12 protein-coding genes and 1 pseudogene are annotated in these 16,682 nt (G+C 73.3%); 6 read left to right on the top strand and 7 right to left on the bottom strand.

Annotated elements, in window-relative coordinates:
* The 3 genes from ACH4B3_RS21340 to ACH4B3_RS21330 form a co-directional block, all read right to left on the bottom strand.
* Complete coding sequence (locus ACH4B3_RS21340) at positions 1 to 675, bottom strand: DUF6766 family protein (protein ID WP_398465027.1); 675 nt, start codon at positions 673 to 675, stop codon at positions 1 to 3.
* A 93-nt stretch (positions 676 to 768) separates the two neighbouring features.
* A complete protein-coding gene (locus ACH4B3_RS21335) occupies positions 769 to 1,161 on the bottom strand; it encodes a hypothetical protein (protein ID WP_398464850.1) in 393 nt (130 codons plus the stop codon).
* Between the two features lie 393 nt (positions 1,162 to 1,554).
* Positions 1,555 to 1,713, bottom strand: a complete 159-nt coding sequence (locus tag ACH4B3_RS21330; protein ID WP_398464848.1) for a hypothetical protein — start codon at positions 1,711 to 1,713, stop codon at positions 1,555 to 1,557.
* A gap of 276 nt (positions 1,714 to 1,989) precedes the next feature.
* Here ACH4B3_RS21330 and ACH4B3_RS21325 point away from each other — a divergent pair, with 276 nt between their 5' ends.
* The gene (locus ACH4B3_RS21325) at positions 1,990 to 2,943 is read left to right on the top strand and encodes a DMT family transporter (protein ID WP_398464846.1); all 954 of its coding nucleotides are present in this window, start codon (positions 1,990 to 1,992) and stop codon (positions 2,941 to 2,943) included.
* 175 nt (positions 2,944 to 3,118) lie between these two features.
* Complete coding sequence (locus tag ACH4B3_RS21320; protein WP_398464844.1) at positions 3,119 to 4,171, top strand: enoyl-CoA hydratase/isomerase family protein; 1,053 nt, start codon at positions 3,119 to 3,121, stop codon at positions 4,169 to 4,171.
* Positions 4,172 to 4,343: 172 nt separating this feature from the next.
* On the opposite strand, the gene ACH4B3_RS21315 is transcribed toward ACH4B3_RS21320, so the two are convergent.
* Positions 4,344 to 5,315 carry an ADP-ribosylation family protein gene (locus tag ACH4B3_RS21315; protein WP_398464842.1) on the bottom strand — a complete coding sequence of 324 codons (972 nt, stop codon included), beginning with the start codon at positions 5,313 to 5,315 and terminating at the stop codon, positions 4,344 to 4,346.
* 237 nt (positions 5,316 to 5,552) lie between these two features.
* Positions 5,553 to 8,063 carry a glycoside hydrolase family 3 N-terminal domain-containing protein gene (locus tag ACH4B3_RS21310; RefSeq protein ID WP_398464840.1) on the bottom strand — a complete coding sequence of 837 codons (2,511 nt, stop codon included), beginning with the start codon at positions 8,061 to 8,063 and terminating at the stop codon, positions 5,553 to 5,555.
* A 604-nt stretch (positions 8,064 to 8,667) separates the two neighbouring features.
* On the opposite strand from ACH4B3_RS21310, the pseudogene ACH4B3_RS21305 reads away from it, so the two are divergent.
* Positions 8,668 to 8,882 (top strand): annotated as a pseudogene (locus ACH4B3_RS21305) (Tn3 family transposase); the annotation flags it as partial.
* Positions 8,883 to 8,975: 93 nt separating this feature from the next.
* Here the strand turns inward: ACH4B3_RS21305 and ACH4B3_RS21300 are convergent.
* Positions 8,976 to 10,394, bottom strand: coding sequence for a hypothetical protein (locus ACH4B3_RS21300; RefSeq protein WP_398464838.1), 1,419 nt, complete (start codon positions 10,392 to 10,394; stop codon positions 8,976 to 8,978).
* 417 nt (positions 10,395 to 10,811) lie between these two features.
* Entirely contained in the window at positions 10,812 to 12,131 is a 1,320-nt protein-coding gene (locus ACH4B3_RS21295; RefSeq protein ID WP_398464836.1) for a PP2C family protein-serine/threonine phosphatase, read from the bottom strand.
* 170 nt (positions 12,132 to 12,301) lie between these two features.
* Between ACH4B3_RS21295 and ACH4B3_RS21290 the strand changes: the two genes are divergently transcribed.
* The 3 genes from ACH4B3_RS21290 (at position 12,302) to ACH4B3_RS21280 (ending at position 16,419) form a co-directional block, all read left to right on the top strand.
* Positions 12,302 to 13,000 carry a flavin reductase family protein gene (locus ACH4B3_RS21290; protein ID WP_398464834.1) on the top strand — a complete coding sequence of 233 codons (699 nt, stop codon included), beginning with the start codon at positions 12,302 to 12,304 and terminating at the stop codon, positions 12,998 to 13,000.
* Positions 13,001 to 13,009: 9 nt separating this feature from the next.
* A complete protein-coding gene (locus ACH4B3_RS21285; protein ID WP_398464832.1) occupies positions 13,010 to 14,128 on the top strand; it encodes a CapA family protein in 1,119 nt (372 codons plus the stop codon).
* Between the two features lie 485 nt (positions 14,129 to 14,613).
* Positions 14,614 to 16,419, top strand: a complete 1,806-nt coding sequence (locus ACH4B3_RS21280; RefSeq protein ID WP_398464830.1) for a S8 family peptidase — start codon at positions 14,614 to 14,616, stop codon at positions 16,417 to 16,419.
* Positions 16,420 to 16,682: the final 263 nt, after the last annotated feature.

The raw sequence follows: 16,682 nt of genomic DNA, 5'->3' as shown, positions 1-16,682 counted from the left end.
TCACCCCTCGACGCCGGTGGCGGTGTGTGCGGCGCCCACCGGCTTGGACTCCGGCGAGCCTCGCTGGCGCAGGTAGATCGAGAGCACCGCCATCGACGCGATGGCCAGGAACTCCGACTGCCAGTTCTGCAGCGTACGGCTCCAGAAGTCGGCCGAACCCAGGTAGTCGCCCCAGCTCACCGGCGGCTCCAGCCGGCGCAGCTGCCGTTCGTTGTACGCCGCTGCCCCGCTGATGGACTGGGCCAGCCAGGACAGCACGAAGACGGCGCCCATCACCAGGCCGAGCGAGGTGGCGTAGAGGTTCTGCCGGAACCCTCCGGCGCCGGCCCAGCGCGGCGAGTCGGCGGTGGCGTGGCGGCCCACCCGCTGCTCCTCGTCGCTCTCGTGGCCTTCCCTGCCCGGTTCCTTGGACTCGGGCGAGCCGCGCTGCACCAGCCACACCGTGAGGTAGAGGTAGAGGAAGAACTGCAGGTACTCCGACTGCCAGTTCTCCATGGTGTCCACGGCGAAGTCGGACGAGGTGAGGTAGGCGCCGAAGCCGACCGGCTGGAACCCCTCGGTGGTGAGTTCCTCGTTGAACTCGGCCCGTCCGGCGACGGCCTGCCCCGCCAGGGCGCAGAGGAAGGCGGTGCCGAAGACGAGACCGAGGCCGTTGTCCCGGACGAAGCGCGGCAGGTTCACCGGTGGGTCACCCCCAGCACGACGCTGTACGCCAGCCCGGTGACGATGATCAGCAGGCACAACGTGAACATGATCCGCATCCCGGCCTCACCCGCCCCGCACGGTGCATCGGTAGGGCTGGTCCGAGGACCGGGTGCAGCCGGCCGCGACCACCTTCCACGCCGAGGAGAAGCGCGCGAGGAACAGGGTGTCGCCGGTCAGCACGACGCGGGCCTGGCGACCGTACACATCCACCCGGCGCACCCGGTCCGCGGGCGGCAGGTCCTCCGTCAGGACCGTCTCGGGGCAGCCCGCCCCCATCGGCGGGGCCACCTCCTCCCGGGTGCGCGGAGCCAGCGCCGCGCACAGCGCGGTGCCGTCGCCGGCCCGCAGCGCCCGCTCGAAGTCCACGGCGGCCGCCCGGGCGCCGGAGCGCCGTTCGGCCAGGCTCGCGCAGCCGGTGCCGCAGCCCAGGACCAGGGCCGCGGCGGCCGCCGCCACGGGGACGGCGCGCCATCTGCGCCGGTACGGCCCGGCCGGCCCCGTCCCGCCACCGGCCGTCGGGTGCGCGGCACCGCACGGCACCCCGCCTCCGGTCGTGTCCGCCGCAGCCACGCCCCTACCGGCCTCCTCTCCCGTGTCCCGGCCGGCACGCCCCGCGTCCGCTCGGCACGCTCGCCGTGCGACGGACGCTAACCGCCCGGCCCCCGCCACGGCGTGCACCGCACACCCCGCAGGGCCGCCCTGTCCCCCCATCGGCGGAGCGGCCGGACCCCGCGAGGGGCTGGGCCGGAGACGCGAGAGATCGCGCGGCGGCGGGCACATCAAGCACCCGCCACGCATCGGTGGCGGGGACGCGAGGAACGACCGGCGGCGAGCCGCGCCGCCCGTCGTTCACTCCTCGTCGCCGCGCTCGCCCTCGGCCTGCGACGGCGTGGTGCGGGGCACGTCCGGATGCTTCTCGTCCGCGGGCAGCCGCCGGTGCGGTGTCGTCGCGTCCTGCTCGTCCTCGTCCCGTTCTCCCTCGGCCTGGGAGGGCGTCTGCTCCCACATGGCCGCCTCCTTCCGAACCAGCCCCGGCACCCGCGGCACGGAGTCACCGGTTCTGGCGGGTACCCCGCGGGCGACGGGTCGACCCCCGTCGGCACGGTCGGCGGTGCCGGGCGATGGCCGCCGGCCCGCGCGGGCCGGGGGCGAGGTCCCGGGAGACCGGAGGCGAGGTCCCGGGAGGCCGGAGGCGAGGTCCCGGGAGACCGGAGGCGAGGTCCCGGGAGGCCGGTGGCAATAGTTCGTTGAGCGCCGAACCGTTGACGACCTAACGTCTGGTTCATGACAACCCCGCCGATCACCGGCCGCTCCCAGGCCTGGCCCGCGCTCGCCGCGGCCGCCGTCACCGTGCTGCTCTGGGCCTCGGCCTTCGTCTCGATCCGCAGCGCCGGATCCGCCTACTCACCAGGGGCGCTCGCCCTCGGCCGGCTGCTCACCGGAACCCTGGCCCTGGCGGCGATCAGCGTGATCCGCCGCACCGGATTGCCGCCCCGGGCCGCCTGGCCCGGCATCGTCTGCTCCGGACTGCTGTGGTTCGGCCTCTACATGGTGGTGCTCAACTGGGGCGAGCAGGAGGTCGACGCGGGCACGGCGGCGATGGTCGTCAACATCGGCCCGCTGCTGATCGCGCTGCTCGGCGGCCGGCTCCTCGGCGAGGGGCTGCCGCGCCCGCTGCTCGCCGGCATGGCGGTGTCCTTCGCCGGGGCCGTGGTGGTGGGCCTGTCGATGTCCGGGTCCGGCGACGCCTCGGGGCTCGGGGTGCTGCTCTGCCTGCTCGCCGCCGTCTCGTACGCGGGCGGCGTGGTGGCCCAGAAACCGGCCCTGCGGCACGCCGGCGCGCTCCAGGTGACGACCTTCGGCTGCCTGGTCGGGACGGTGGCGTGCCTGCCGTTCAGCGGGGTGCTGATCGACGAGGCCGCGCACGCCCCGGCCGCGGCGACGCTCAACATGGTCTACCTCGGCCTCTTCCCCACCGCCCTGGCCTTCACCACCTGGGCGTTCGCGCTGGCGCGCACCACCGCGGGCCGGATGGGCGCCACCACCTACGTGGTGCCGGCGCTGGTGGTGCTGATGTCCTGGGCGCTGCTGGACGAGGTCCCCGAACCCCTCGCGCTGGCCGGCGGCGCCCTGTGCCTGGCCGGGGTCGCGGTGTCCCGGCGCCAGCCCCGTGCCGCCTCCCCCGTCGCGGAGTCCGCGGCGGGGGAGCCCGCGCCCACCCGGCTGCCCACCGGGTGACGCCGGCGGGCTCGGCCCCGGTACCCGCCCCCGCCCGGCCCCGGGCGGGGAGGCCGCCGTCCGCCCCGGGCGGCGGCTACGGCAAGCTGGGCCCGCACAGTCCGCCACCGGACAGGGAAGGAACCGACGAGATCATGCGTGACATCGTGGCCCAGGAACCGACCGGAGCCGCCCGGTGAGCGAAGACCGATCCGTACTCGTGCGCATCGAGGGGCGCGCCGGCCACCTCACCCTGAACCGTCCGCGTGCCCTCAACGCCCTCACCCACGGCATGGTGCTCGCCATGGGCCGGGCGCTGGACGCCTGGGAGCGGGACGACCGGGTCGCCACGGTGGTGGTCACCGGGGCCGGGGAGCGCGGCCTGTGCGCCGGGGGCGACATCCGGGCCATCCACGACGACGTCCGGGCCGGTGGCGGGCGGGCCTCCGCGGAGTTCTGGCGGGACGAGTACCGGCTCAACGCGCGGATCGCCCGCTACCCCAAGCCGTACGTCGCGGTGATGGACGGCATCGTGATGGGCGGCGGGGTGGGGATCTCGGCGCACGGCGGCGTGCGGATCGCCACCGAGCGCTCCCGGATCGCCATGCCCGAGACCGGCATCGGATTCGTGCCCGACGTGGGCGGCACGTACCTGCTCTCCCGGGCGCCGGGCGAACTCGGCACCCACCTGGCGCTCACCGCCGGCGCGGTGGGCGCGGCGGACGCGGTGCTGTGCGGGCTCGCCGACCACTACGTGCCGGCCGCGCGGCTGCCGGAACTGACCGCCGCACTGGCCGTCGACCCGCCGCACGAGGTGCTCGCCCGGTACGCCGGGGAGGCCCCGGCGGGTGAACTCGCCGGGCAGCGCGGGTGGATCGACCACGCCTACGCGGCGGACACGGTCGAGGAGATCGTCGCGCGGCTGCTCGACTGCGGTGAACCGGCGGCCAAGGAGGCCGCGGAGTCCGTCCTGGCCAAGTCCCCGACCTCGGTCAAGGTGACGCTCGCCGCGCTGCGCCGCGCCCGGGCGCTCGGGTCGCTGGAGCAGGTGCTGGAGCAGGAGTACCGCGTCTCCTGTGCGGCGCTGTCCGCCCCGGACCTGGTGGAAGGCATCCGCGCTCAGGTGGTCGACAAGGACCGCCGGCCGCGCTGGTCTCCGGCCGCGCCGGCCGAGGTCTCCGAGGAGGACGTCGCCCGTTTCTTCGCCCCGCTGGGAGCGGACGAACTGTCCTTCCGCGCGTCCGGGTGAAGGACGTGGCCGCACCGCGCCACCGGACGTCGGCACGGGGTCCCGGGCGCCGGACCGCCGGAGAGCACCGGGCCGTCCGAGGGCGCCGGGCCGCTGGAGGGCACCGAACCGCCGGAGGGCCCCGGACCGTCCGAGGGCGCCGGGCCGGGCCCGGCGCGGCGCCCGGCCCCGGCTACCGGGCCAGGACGTCCACGTGCGGCAGGTCCCGGTGCCGGTGGTGGGCCGCCGCCGTGGCCGCGAGCGCGTCACGGCCCAGCGCCCGGTAGGCGCTCCCCAGGAGTTCCGCGGCGGACTCCTCCAGCACCGGGTCGCCGCCGGACGCCCAGTGCAGGTCGCGGCCGAGCACCAGGGCCTCGGCCGGATCACCGGCCGCGCACCGGCGGCGGGCCTCCGCCACACTGCGCCGCACCGCCACCGGGTCCTCGAAGAGGGCGTACAGGTACTCGGCGAAGGCGTACTCGTCCGCCCCGTTGTGCGGCGGGCGGTCCAGCGCGGTGCGGCCCGGCACCAGCGCCCCGGCGCCGTCCAGCGTGGTGACCCGGCCGTGGTCCACCGGGGCCCGGGACGACGGGTACGCCCGGAGGTAGGCGAGCCCGGTCTCGGGCCGGTCGCCGGTCTCGAAGCGGGCCAGGACCGTGCGCAGCCGCCCGTGGTCCGCGCGCCGCCGGGCCACCTCCTCGTCCCCGGGATCGTCGTCGTCCAGGTCGCGCCCGCACCGTTCGAGGTGCCGGCGGAGCGCCTCCAGCGGGGTCCGCGCGGAACGGTCGATGGTGCCGCCGTCGTGGGTGTGGTACGAGGCGACCCCGGCGCAGGTGCGGCCGTCGTCGAACCACAGTCCGTGGTGCAGGCCGTCGGAGCCGGCGTGCATGAACGTCAGGAATTCGGGCGGGTCGCGGTAGTAGCGGCCGTGGACCCGGATGTCGATGCCGTCGCGCGGGGCCGGTGCGTCATCGGTGAGCAGGTCCATGATGCCCATCGGGCTCACCGACAGATCCGCCAGGGCCCGCTGTTCGACGGGGCCCAGCGCGTCGAGGAACGCCTGGAACCGGAAGATCGACTCCGGTAGCTCCACGCCCCCTCGGTCCGGGAAGTACCGCGCGACAGCGGTCCGGTCGCCCCGGCTCCCGTTCTCCCCGTCCGGCATGGCCTCTCCCCGACTCCGCGGCGCGGGCGCGCCGTTCCCGGGGGCCGAGAGTAGCGGAGGGCACCGAGCGGGCAGCGGTCCGGGGCGGGCCCGGCCGGGAGCCACCGGCCTGGCCCGGCGGGCCCGGCCCGACCGGCAGGACGGGCCCGGTGGGCGGTCGGGTGGGAGTGGCCGGGGATGCCCCACGGGTGGGCGGCATCCCCGGCCCGGGTGCTGTCCGTACCGGCGGCCGCCGGGTCAGCCGGCCGCGCGGTAGGCGGCGGTGAGTTCGGCGAGCGCGCCCGTCAGGTCGCCGGTGAGCAGCAGGTGGTCGGCCCGGGCGAACGGCCGGGCCACCGCCGGGGTGATCCGGGTGCCGATCCGGTCCTGGACCACCACCCGGGCCTCGCCGGCGATCCGCCGGCCGCGCTCGGTCCGGGCGTCGCCCGCCCGCTCCGCGCTCGCCGCCGCGGCGGTGAGCGCGGTCAGCCGCGCGGCTCCGTCGCCGCCGGGGACCGGCCGCAGGGTGGTGAGTCCCCAGCCGTACGGGAACTGCGGGTCGTAGTCCCGGTCGCCGACGTTGATCGGCAGCTGCGACTCCGCGCGGGGCCAGCTCACCGGCAGCCGGCCGGTGAACGGCCGCTTGCCGTAGAGCACGTCGGCCACGCCGTCGCCCTCGGTACCCGGCAGCCAGGAGGCGACCAGGGCGTCGATGCCGGCCAGCCGGTCGCCGATGAGCTGGGGCCGGCCGGAGACGATGAGCACGGCGCAGGCCATCGCGGAGCACACCCGGTCGACCGCGGCCCGGTCGGCGGTGGAGAGTTCCAGGTCGTGCCCGTTGCCGACGTCGCCCACGCCTTCGGCGTACGGGGTCTCGCCGACCACGACCACCCCCACGTCATGGCCGCCGGTGGGCGCGGAGGCGTCCGCGGAGTAGGTGATCGCCGCCCCGGGGGCGGCCTTGCGCATGCCCTGGAGCACGGTGGTCCCCCGGGTGATGTCACCCGGGGAACCCTGCCAGGTGATGGTCCAGCCACCGGCCTGGTTTCCCAGGTCATCGGCGTTGGAGCCGGCCACGTACACCCTCTGGCCCGGTTTCAGCGGCAGCACCCCGCCCGCGTTCTTCAGCAGCACCTGCGACGCGGCGGCCGCCTCCCGGGCCACCGCCCGGTGTGCCGCCGAGCCGACGTCGGAGAGGTGCGCCGGGTCGGCGTACGGCTTCTCGAAGAGTCCGAGCCGGAACTTCTGGGTGAGGATGCGGGAGACGGCGTCGTCGATCCGGGCGGTGGTCACCCGGCCGGCCGCGACCTCGGCGTTCAGCGTCCGCTGGAAGTCCTGGTAGGCGTACGGCACCATGATCATGTCCAGGCCGGCGTTGACCGAGGTGCGCACGTCCTCGGCGTGGTCGCCGGGGAGCTGGTCGATGGCCTGCCAGTCGCTGATGACGAAGCCCCGGAAGCCCATCCGGCCCTTGAGCACCTGGTCGATCAGCTCGGCGTGGGCGTGCATCTTCACCGGGCCGGCCGCGTCGCCGAGCAGGTCGACCGAGGAGAAGGAGGGCATGACCGCGCCGATGCCCCGGTCCACCGCCTCCCGGTACGGCGACAGGTGGACCGCCTCCAGCTCGGCCCGGTCGACCGTGGTGACGCCCTGGTCGATGGTGTAGCTGCCGGTGGTGGAGGAACCGAACTCCGTACCCCCGTCGGCCACGTAGTGCTTGGCGGTGGCGAGCACCTTGTCCGGGCGGTCCAGGTCGGTGCCGTCGGGTGCGCCCTGCATGCCCCGGATCACCGTCTCCATGGCGGTCACCAGGGCCGGGTCCTCACCGAACGCCTCGTAGGAGCGTCCCCAGCGTTCGTCGCGGGTGACGCACAGGCAGGGGGCGAAGTCCCAGGGGACGCCGGTGGCCCGCACCTCGGCGGCGGTGACCGCCGCGGTGCGCTCGGCGAGCCGGGGGTCGCGGCTCGCGCCGAGGCCGATGTTGTGCGGCATGATCGTCGCGCCGACCACGTTGTTGTGACCGTGCACCGCGTCCACCCCGTAGATCAGCGGGATCTGCAGCCGGGTGGCCCGGGTGTGCAGCTGGTAGCCGTCCACCATCCGCACCCATGCCTCGGGCGTGTTCGGCGTCGGCACCGAGCCACCACCGGAGAGCAGCGATCCGAGGCCGTACGAGGCGATGTCGTCCGGGGTCCGCAGCGCGCCCCGCTCCGCCTGGGTCATCTGGCCGACCTTCTCGGCGAGTGTCATCCGGCCCAGCAGGTCCTTCACCCGCCGGTGCACCGGGAGCCGGGCGTCGAGGTACGGCAGGCCGTGGGCGTCGATCACCACCCGGGGGTGCGGTGCGGGCGCGGTGGCGCCGTCGACGTCGAGCGTCAGCGGGACGGTCTCGGCGGTCTCGGCCGCCGCGTCCGGCAGGGTGCGGACCCGGACGGCGCGGGAGGTGCCGGAGGCGGTGCCCGCCGGGAAGGTGACGGTGCCGGTGGCGGGCGTGAAGTCCCGGTCGGCGGTGGCGGTACCGTCGCCGGTGGCGTAGCCGACGGTGACCGGCCGGCTCAGCGGCGCCCCGTCCGGGGTGGTCACCACCAGGGGCACGGTGGCGGTCCGGCCCTCCCGGACCGGGTGCACCGCGGGGCCGGTGACGACCGCGGGGGCGGGGCCGTCGGCCGCGGCGGACGGCCCGGCCGAGGCGTAGGGCAGCGCTCCGGCGAGCAGCGCCGCGGCGGCGAGCAGGGCGGTCCGTCCGTGTCCGGGTCTCACCTTGCGCATGGGGACTCCCTTCGACGCATGACGACAGGACGACTTACCTCACCGCGTGAGTGAACTTGCGCCCTGACGTGTCGTCAAGACTTCAAACCGGCACGGTCGCGGCAGCGACTCCATCGGCCCACCGCGCCCGGTTGGGTTCACTTCATGAAGACGGTGGTCGGCGAAGTGAGGTCGATTCGTAGGCGTTGAGGGCGATGAGCAGCACGTCTCGCAACCGCTCCTCACTGGCCCGGGACGGCTATCAAGTACCTGTTTGCGGACCCCACCCGAGCGAACCTGCGAGAACTCCACTGGGGAGAATCCCGCCCCCGCCCCCAGCACGCTTGCAGGGGATTCACCTCGATGCCGGAGCTGAGCGCCCAGAAGAGCCGGCGCGTCCGGGCGCTGACGGTCTCGAGAGCTGTGTCCATCGAGTCAGGTTAAGAGCCGAACGGTGCCAGTGACGGCGCTTCAGGTACATCGCTATCCGTAGATCGTGGCCGCTTCGGGAGGGTAGTGCCGACGCGCCCGGCGACACCCAGTTCTCCGACTTCTCCACCACTACTTGCCGTGGTGGAGAGAGTGATTCCGCTACCTCAAGGCCATGCTGCGCTAGTTCGGATAAGACCAGATCGGCGCCCTCGGACTCGCCCTCAACGCCCTGGCCCTCTTCAGCACCCGCTACATGGACGCCGCCGTCGCCCAGCTCCGCGCCCGCGGCTTCGCCGTCCGGGACGAGGACGTCGCCCGCCTCTCCCCGTTCGTGCGGCACCACGTCAACTGCTCGGCCCGTACTCCTTCCAGCTCCTGGACCTGCCCGGCGGAATGCGGCCCCTGCGTGCGTGCACCAGGCACTGGGGACGGCGAGTAATCATTGAAACCCTCCACCAAGCGATAGCAGCGAACCCCGAGAGGGGTTGCATCCCTGGCGTGTCATCGTTTGACGCGGCTCCTGATTGCCAGGATCCCGAGGGCAAGCAGTACTGGCTCGGAAAGTCGTGATGCCATCTCGATATAGCCACCAGCCGTCGTCAGGTCCTGGCCGCTGGAGCGGAATACCACAGAGTTCAGGGTCACGTTCAGCGCCTTCTCGAACCGCTTCCCTGTGAAGCGGTTATCGGCTGGGTTCTTGGGGTCCTCTTTGTCGATCTTGAATGTGACCTGCCCACCCTGAGAAGGCAGGGCGCCCGTCGCGGTCTGCTTGGGTGGTTCGGCCGGCAAGCCGAAACCCATCATGAGCAGGACGGTGATCGTCATCGCCACAAGCAACCAACAAATGGCTCTGGAGGCACGCAAGCCATAGCCTGAGAGCAGCCAGTACGTCTGCAGCAGCCACCGCTCAGCCTCGCGCCAGCGGTGACTGTGACGGCGCATTTCCATTTCGCCGTAGTAGAAATCCGCGGCACCCGGTTCATTCTTGGCGTCCTCAAAAGATTTACGCAACTCCCGATACAGGATGGCGATGTGCTGGGGGCCGGGGGTTCGCCTTATCCCGTCTGAATCCGAGAGCGGCTGCCAACCATCCGCCGCAGCGCCCTGTCGATGCGCCCGCCAGTTGTGCTCCTCGGCCAGTACCCGGCGAGCTGTCCAGTGGCGGGGTACTGGAAAAAGGCGAAAGCTCGTAGACGCGGACGCGAAGGAGCAGTTTCCATGCATCCTCAATTGGTCCAGATGGATGGCACCCGCGAATGTGCAAGTGGACAGGTCGATATCTGTCAGCAGGAGGTGGGCTGCGTCGACTCCCCGCAGCGACTTCAACCGGACGCCCGGATCGCCGGAAAAACCTGCCTCATCTGCAGGTCGATCGAATGTGGCAACGAAAGGCTCCGCATTGGCGGAGACTGAGACAGGATATTCGAACCAGGCATTAGTGAAGTCGGCCGAGGCGTACCTCAGACGTAGGGTTGCGATCGACGACCATTGACTGTTACGGCATTCCACGTGAGGGGCAGCTACCTCGATCGTGGCTGGCGACTGGAACTGCGCATTGGTGAAGACTGCCCGATCTGCACAGATCAGCGGCCCTATGTGAATATCGGTAGATTCGAATCGCACCCCCGGAAAATATGCGCCCTCGAAGGAGCCGTCAATGTTCAACGCATGACCACTAAAAGTTGCTCCAGCGAACGTCATGGTCGCTTCACAGGTCACATCGAAAAGGTAGGCGGCATCCGAGAAGCTCGCTCTCTTGAACTGCGTGAACCCTCCGAAGTGGGCGTTATTGAAACAGGCGGAGACAAAGCTTGAGCCATTGAAGTCGGCACCACTGGGGAAGGTTGCTCCAAGGAAATTTGCCGATCTGAATGATGGCTGTCCGGAAGCGTCCCGAACAGCATCCAGGAGCTGTGCCAAGAGAGGTTCATCAATACGAGTGCCACGCAGGTCGACGTCGGCCCCTGGCGCCAACCCCTGTATGTATGTGTCCCGGTGCGCCGGCTCGATGTGCGCAAGGCACGCCGCATGGCCGCGTAGCCGTATGCCTGTGCAGCCACCGGGACTGCCCGGCGTGACTTCGAGACCGCAGTGCTGCCAGTCCGGCCGGATTGGGGCGTGTGAGGGTGCGGGCATGTCGATACCAACGACAAACTGCCCCTTCCCGGTTCCGGCAGTCAGCGCCGCACGTCACCTGGCGCCAGCGAGGAACAGGTCGGCCGGCGTCCGGACGGTCACCGCCTTCCCGGTCGACAACTGGACGATCATGGGCACCGCTTTCCCCTCACCGCTTGGCGCCGGCTTCCGTTCCGATGTTCCTCGACCCCCGGGCCCGGGTCAGAGCGCGGCGCCCGGGGCGTCCGCCGGTGCGGCGGACGGCATCCGGGCGGCGAGCACGGCGATGTCGTCGGCGCTGTCCCCCAGGCCCGACAGCAGTTCGTCGCAGAACGTGTCGAGCGGTTCCCGGGCGAGCGCGGCGGCGTGCTGACGCAGCCGGGCGAGGCCCTCCTCCAGGCTCTCCCCGGGCCGTTCGATCAGGCCGTCGGTGTAGAGCAGCAGGGTGGAGTCGGCAGGCATCGGCTCGACGCCGTCGGGACGTACCCGGTGCGGTTCGACGCCCAGCAGCACGCCGTGGCCGGCCTCCAGGAACCGGGTGTCACCGGCCTGGGTGATCAGCAGCGGCGGCGGGTGGCCGGCATTGGCGTAACGCAGCCGCCAGGCACCCGCCGGCCCGGTCTCCAGCCGGGCGAAGACGCAGGTGGCCGTGTGTCCGCCGTACAGGATCTCGGTGATGGCGTCGAGGCGGCGCAGCACGTCGCCGGGCGGCTCCCGGCGGTCGCAGGCCAGGGCGCGGAGCATGTTCCGCAGCTGGCTCATGGTGACGGCGGACGGCAGGTCGTGTCCGGTGACGTCGCCGATGATCAGAGCGGGGACGCCGTCCGGCAGCACGAAGCAGTCGTACCAGTCCCCGCCGACCTCGGCGGCCGCCCGGGCGGGCAGGTAGCGGGCGGCGAGCTCCAGCGGCCGGATGTCCGGCAGCGGCGGCAGCAGTGACCGTTGCAGCCGTTCGGCGATGCGCTGCACCGACGCGTGGAGCGCGTTGTTGTCGACCGCGAGGGCGGTGCGCTGGGCCAGGTCCTCGACGAGCGGCAGGTCGGCCGGGGTGAGCGGGGCGCCGTCCCGGGTGCGGGCGAGGGTCAGGGCGCCGAGCACCTGCCGCCGGGCCCGCAGCGGCGCGATGATCACCGTCCGGGCGCCCAGCAGTTCGAACAGCTCCCGCTGGGCGCCGAGCGTCGGGCCGCCGTCAGAGGCCAGGGCGGAACGCCCGTCCAGCAGCAGCGGGCCGGCGCCGCGCAGCACCCGGGCGAGCGGGTCGGCCGAGGTCTCCGGCACGTCCGGGAGCGGACCCTCCAGGTGCCCGGTGGGCAGCCGGTCCGGCTCGTAGTGGGCCACCACGCGCCGGTGCGGGTGGCCGTGTTCGTCCAGCAGGTCCACGGCGCACCAGTCGCCGAGCTGCGGCAGCAGTGTGCGGCACAGCCGGCGCAGGCCCTCCTCGACCTCCAGGGTGCTGGACAGGGCGGTGGTGGCCTCGGCCAGGAGCGCGAGACGCTGCAGCGCCTGCTGCAGGACCGCGTCCACCTCATCGCCGCTCGCCACCGGTGCCTCCTCCACCACGCGTCGATCGTCGCACAGCGGCGGTCGCGGCCCGGGGCAGGCGCGGCGGGGCGGGCCCGGGTCCGGCGGGGCCGCTCCGGCCCCCGGCCCACGCCGGCCGCACGGCCTCGCTTCGGCGGGCGCCGAAACGTCCCGGCCCTAGCGTTCCCGGCGTGACGAACGACAAGCACCTGGTCATCCGGCCGAGCATCCTCTACTTCGGGACCCCGGTCGCCCTGCTGAGCACCGAGAACGAAGACGGCTCCGGGAATCTCGCGCCCGTCTCCTCCGTCTGGGCGCTGGGCCCGCACGTGGTCCTGGGCGTGGGGTGCGCGAGCCGGACCGCGCGGAACCTGGCCGCCCGGCCGGAAGTGGTGATCAATCTGCCCTCGCCCGGGCTGTGGGAGTCGGTGGAGCGCCTCGCCCCGCTCACCGGCGCCTATCCGGTCCCGGAGGCGAAGCGCGCGAAGTTCCGGTACGAGCCCGACAAGTTCTCCGCCGCCGGTCTCTCACCGCAGCCGTCCGAGCTGGTCCGGCCGGCCCGGGTCGCCGAATGCGCGCTGCAGCTGGAGGCCCGGGTGACGGCGGCGCCCCCGGGCGGCGGGGGCAGCTTCCTCACCGTCGAGTGCGAGGTGGTGCGGGTGCACGCCGCGGAGCACATCGTGGTGCCGGGAACCCAGCACATCGACCCGGCCGCGTGGAGCCCGCTCATCTACAACTTCCGGCACTACCACGGCCTGGCCCCGGAGATCGGCCACAGTTTCCGGTCCGAGACGGCCGGCTCCGGCGGGACCGCCCCAGCCGCCCCGGCCGGTCCCGGCGGCCCGGCCGCCACCGCCCCGGCCGCGCCGGACCCCGGCCCCGCGGCCTAGCCTGGAGGGGTGAGCGGTGACCTGGTCACCCTGTTCCTCTGCGGTGACGTGATGCTCGGCCGCGGTGTCGACCAGATCCTGCCGCACCCGGGTGACCCGGCGCTGCGGGAGGCGTACATCCGGGACGCCCGCGGCTACGTGGAGCTGGCGGAAGCGGCGAACGGCCCGATCCCCCTGCCGGTCGACCACACCTGGCCGTGGGGCGAGGCGCTGGAGGCGCTCGACGAGGCCGCGCCCGACGTGCGGGTGATCAATCTGGAGACCAGCGTCACGCGCCATGACGGCTACGCGGCGGACAAGGGCATCCACTACCGGATGAACCCGGCCAACACCCCCTGCCTGGCGGCCGTCCGGCCCGACGTCTGCGTGCTGGCCAACAACCACGTGCTGGACTTCGGTCGCCCCGGACTCGCCGAGACCCTGGGCACCCTGGGCACCGCGGGGCTGCGTACGGCCGGTGCGGGGCGGGACGCGGCCGAGGCGTGGCGGCCCGCGGCCGTCCCGGTCGGGGGTGGCCGGCGGGTCCTGGTCCTGTCGGTCGGCATGCCGTCGAGCGGCATTCCCCCGCACTGGGCGGCGACCGCCGACCGCAGCGGGGTGGCCCTGGTGGAGCGGCCCTCGGCGACCGCCGCGGCCGAGGTGGCGGGACGGGTGGGCCAGGTGCGGCGGCCCGGCGACGTGACCGTGGTGTCGGTCCACTGGGGCTCCAACTGGGGCTACGGCGTCTCCCCCGAGGACGACGGTTTCGCGCACGCCCTGGTCGACGCCGGGGTGGACGTGGTCCACGGGCACTCCTCGCACCACCCCCGCCCGGTGGAGGTGTACCGGGAGCGGCTGATCCTGCACGGCTGCGGTGATCTGATCGACGACTACGAGGGGATCGCCGGCTACGAGCGGTACCGGGACGACCTGCGGCCGCTGTACCTGGTGGTGCTGGAGGCGGGCACCGGCAGGCTCCACGGCCTGCGGATCGTGCCCCTGCAGGCCCGGCGGATGCGACTGTGGCACGCCTCACCGGAGGACCGGGCCTGGCTGGCCGCGGTCCTGGCCCGCATCAGCCGGCCGTTCGGCGCCTGTGTCGACGACCGGCAGGACGGCACGCTCGGCTGCTCGGTGCTCCGGCCCTGAAGCCCCGCGGGCGGCAGCCCGCCACGGGTGTCAGCCACCCGTCGCACGGCGCGTCCCCACCATGCCGCGCGCGGCCGAACTGCCGTGCCGCGGTGGGTCGGTGGCGTTGACGGCCGATCCGCCCGGGCGCTACCGCGGGCCATGCCCGGGCGCTTCGGCGGACCGTGCCGATGGGCGCCGGCGGACCTTGCCGGGGCGCTTCGGCGGACCGTGTGCGAGGGGTGCCGGAGGGCGTCCGCGCAGGCCGTGCCCCGCACCCCGCTACGGGGAAACCCTACTGGTCACAAGGGTTTTCCCGGTAGCCGGTCCGGCTGCGCGTTGTCTACTGTCCGCATTCAGCTGAACCGGGAAGATCCCCGGGGAAGCCAACGTACGGCCGGCCCTCTGCGTTCCTTTCGTACCACTCCCCACTCCCCCACCGCTTCGACGAAGAAGCGCTCACAGCCGTTCCCCCTGCGCGGAAACGGCCGCGAAAGGCACACACTTTGCGCACATCACGATCCCCACGACGCACCGCCATATCCATCGCCGCGATATCGGCGACGCTGCTGTCGGGCACCGCTCTGACGGTGGCCACCGCCGGGCCGGCCAGCGCCGGTTCGCCGACCGCCCCCACCGCCGCTCCCACCCGCGCCGAGGCCCCGGCCGCCGCGGTGGAGCGCCTGATCGTCGGCTACAAGGCATCGGCCTCCGAGGCCAAGTCCAACTCCGCGGCGTCCGCCGACGCCGAGGCCAAGGGCCGCCGGACCGGCGAGGCCCTGGAGTTCGAACGCCGGCTCGGCACCGGCGCCGCCCTGGTCGAGACCGGTGGTGAACTCAGCAAGAGCGAGACCGCCGAGGTCATCGCCGAGTACCAGGCCGACCCCGAGGTCGCCTACGTCGTGCCGGACCGCCGCAACACCATCCAGGCGGCCCCCAACGACACCGACTACGCCAAGCAGTGGGACCTGTTCGAGACCACCGCGGGCATGAACGTCCCCGGTGCCTGGAACACCACCACGGGCAGCGGCGTGACCGTCGCGGTGATCGACACCGGCTATGTCGCCCACTCCGACCTGGCCGCCAACATCGTGCCGGGCTACGACTTCATCTCCGACACCTTCGTCTCCAACGACGGCAACGGCCGGGACAGCAACCCGGCGGACCCGGGCGACTGGTACCGGGACAACGAGTGCGGCGCGAACGTGCCGGGCAGCGACTCGTCCTGGCACGGCACGCACGTGGCCGGCACCATCGCCGCCACCGCGAACAACGGCAAGGGCGTCGCGGGCATCGCCTACGGTGCCAAGGTGCAGCCGGTGCGGGTGCTGGGCAAGTGCGGCGGCTACGACTCCGACATCATCGACGCCATCACCTGGGCCTCCGGCGGCACCGTCTCCGGTGTCCCGGCCAACGCCACCCCGGCCAAGGTCATCAACATGAGCCTCGGCGGGGCCGGTTCCTGCTCCGCGGCCACCCAGAGCGCCATCAACGGCGCCGTGGGCCGCGGCACCACCGTCGTCGTGGCCGCGGGCAACGACAACGACAACGTGGCCGGCTACTCGCCGGGCAACTGCGGCAACGTCATCTCGGTGGCCGCGCTGGACCGGGCCGGCAACCGTGCCTGGTACTCCAACTACGGCTCGACCATCGACATCGCGGCCCCCGGCGGGGAGACCAGCCCCACCGCCGCCGACGGCATCCTGTCCACCCTGAACAGCGGCACCACCAGCCCGTCCGCCGAGTCCTACGCGTACTACCAGGGCACCAGCATGGCCGCCCCGCACGTCGCGGCGCTGGCGGCACTGATGAAGTCCGCCAAGTCCACGCTGACCCCGGCGCAGATCGAGTCCGCCATCAAGTCCAACGCCCGCACGATCCCGGGCACCTGCTCCGGTGGCTGCGGCGCGGGGCTGGCCGACGCCACCCGGACCGTCCAGGCGGTCGCGGGCGGCTCCACCGGTGGCACCACCTTCACCAGCGGCGCCTCGGTGGCCATCCCGGACGCCGGCTCCGCCGTCGAGTCCCCGGTCACGGTGACCGGCGTCAGCGGCAACGCCCCCTCGGCGCTGCGGGTCGGCGTCAGCATCACCCACTCCTACCGCGGTGACCTGGTCATCGACCTCGTCGCCCCGGACGGCTCGGCCTACCGGCTGAAGAACTCCAGTTCCTCGGACTCGGCCGACAACGTGGACACCACGTACACCGTCGACGCCTCCACCGAGGTCGCCAACGGCACCTGGAAGCTCCGGGTCCGGGACGTGGCCGCGCAGGACAGCGGAACGCTCACCAGCTGGAAGCTCACCTTCTGACCGCGCGTCCCACCCCGCCGGCACCCCGGTCCGCCGGCGACCGGTCCTCGGTGACCGGCCCGGCCCGGCGGTGACCGTCACGGGCCACCGTCCGCCCCCGCCGCGACACCGCGGCGGGGGCGGACGTGCGCCCGGCGGGGCGCCGGCACGGCGGAACCCCGCGCGCCGCCGGAGCGTTGCCCCGGTGGGCCGGCCGCCGGCCGGCCTCCGGCGGCGCCGGACGGGCGGCGGCCGGGTCGGGCGACTGCTTCCCGAGGCTCGCC

It is taken from the genome of Streptomyces sp. NPDC018031 (genome assembly GCF_044327625.1).
Classification (GTDB): Bacteria; Actinomycetota; Actinomycetes; order Streptomycetales; family Streptomycetaceae; genus Streptomyces.
The sequence above is the reverse complement of the archived record's forward strand: the minus strand, read 5'-3'. Positions and strand labels throughout refer to the sequence as shown.

Bases quoted from the DNA above. Each gene is read 5' to 3' on its own strand.
- ACH4B3_RS21310 (WP_398464840.1), bottom strand. From the start codon at position 8,063: ATGCGCAAGGTGAGACCCGGACACGGACGGACCGCCCTGCTCGCCGCC.
- ACH4B3_RS21315 (WP_398464842.1), bottom strand. From the start codon at position 5,315: ATGCCGGACGGGGAGAACGGGAGCCGGGGCGACCGGACCGCTGTCGCG.
- ACH4B3_RS21330 (WP_398464848.1), bottom strand. From the start codon at position 1,713: ATGTGGGAGCAGACGCCCTCCCAGGCCGAGGGAGAACGGGACGAGGAC.
- ACH4B3_RS21325 (WP_398464846.1), top strand. From the start codon at position 1,990: ATGACAACCCCGCCGATCACCGGCCGCTCCCAGGCCTGGCCCGCGCTC.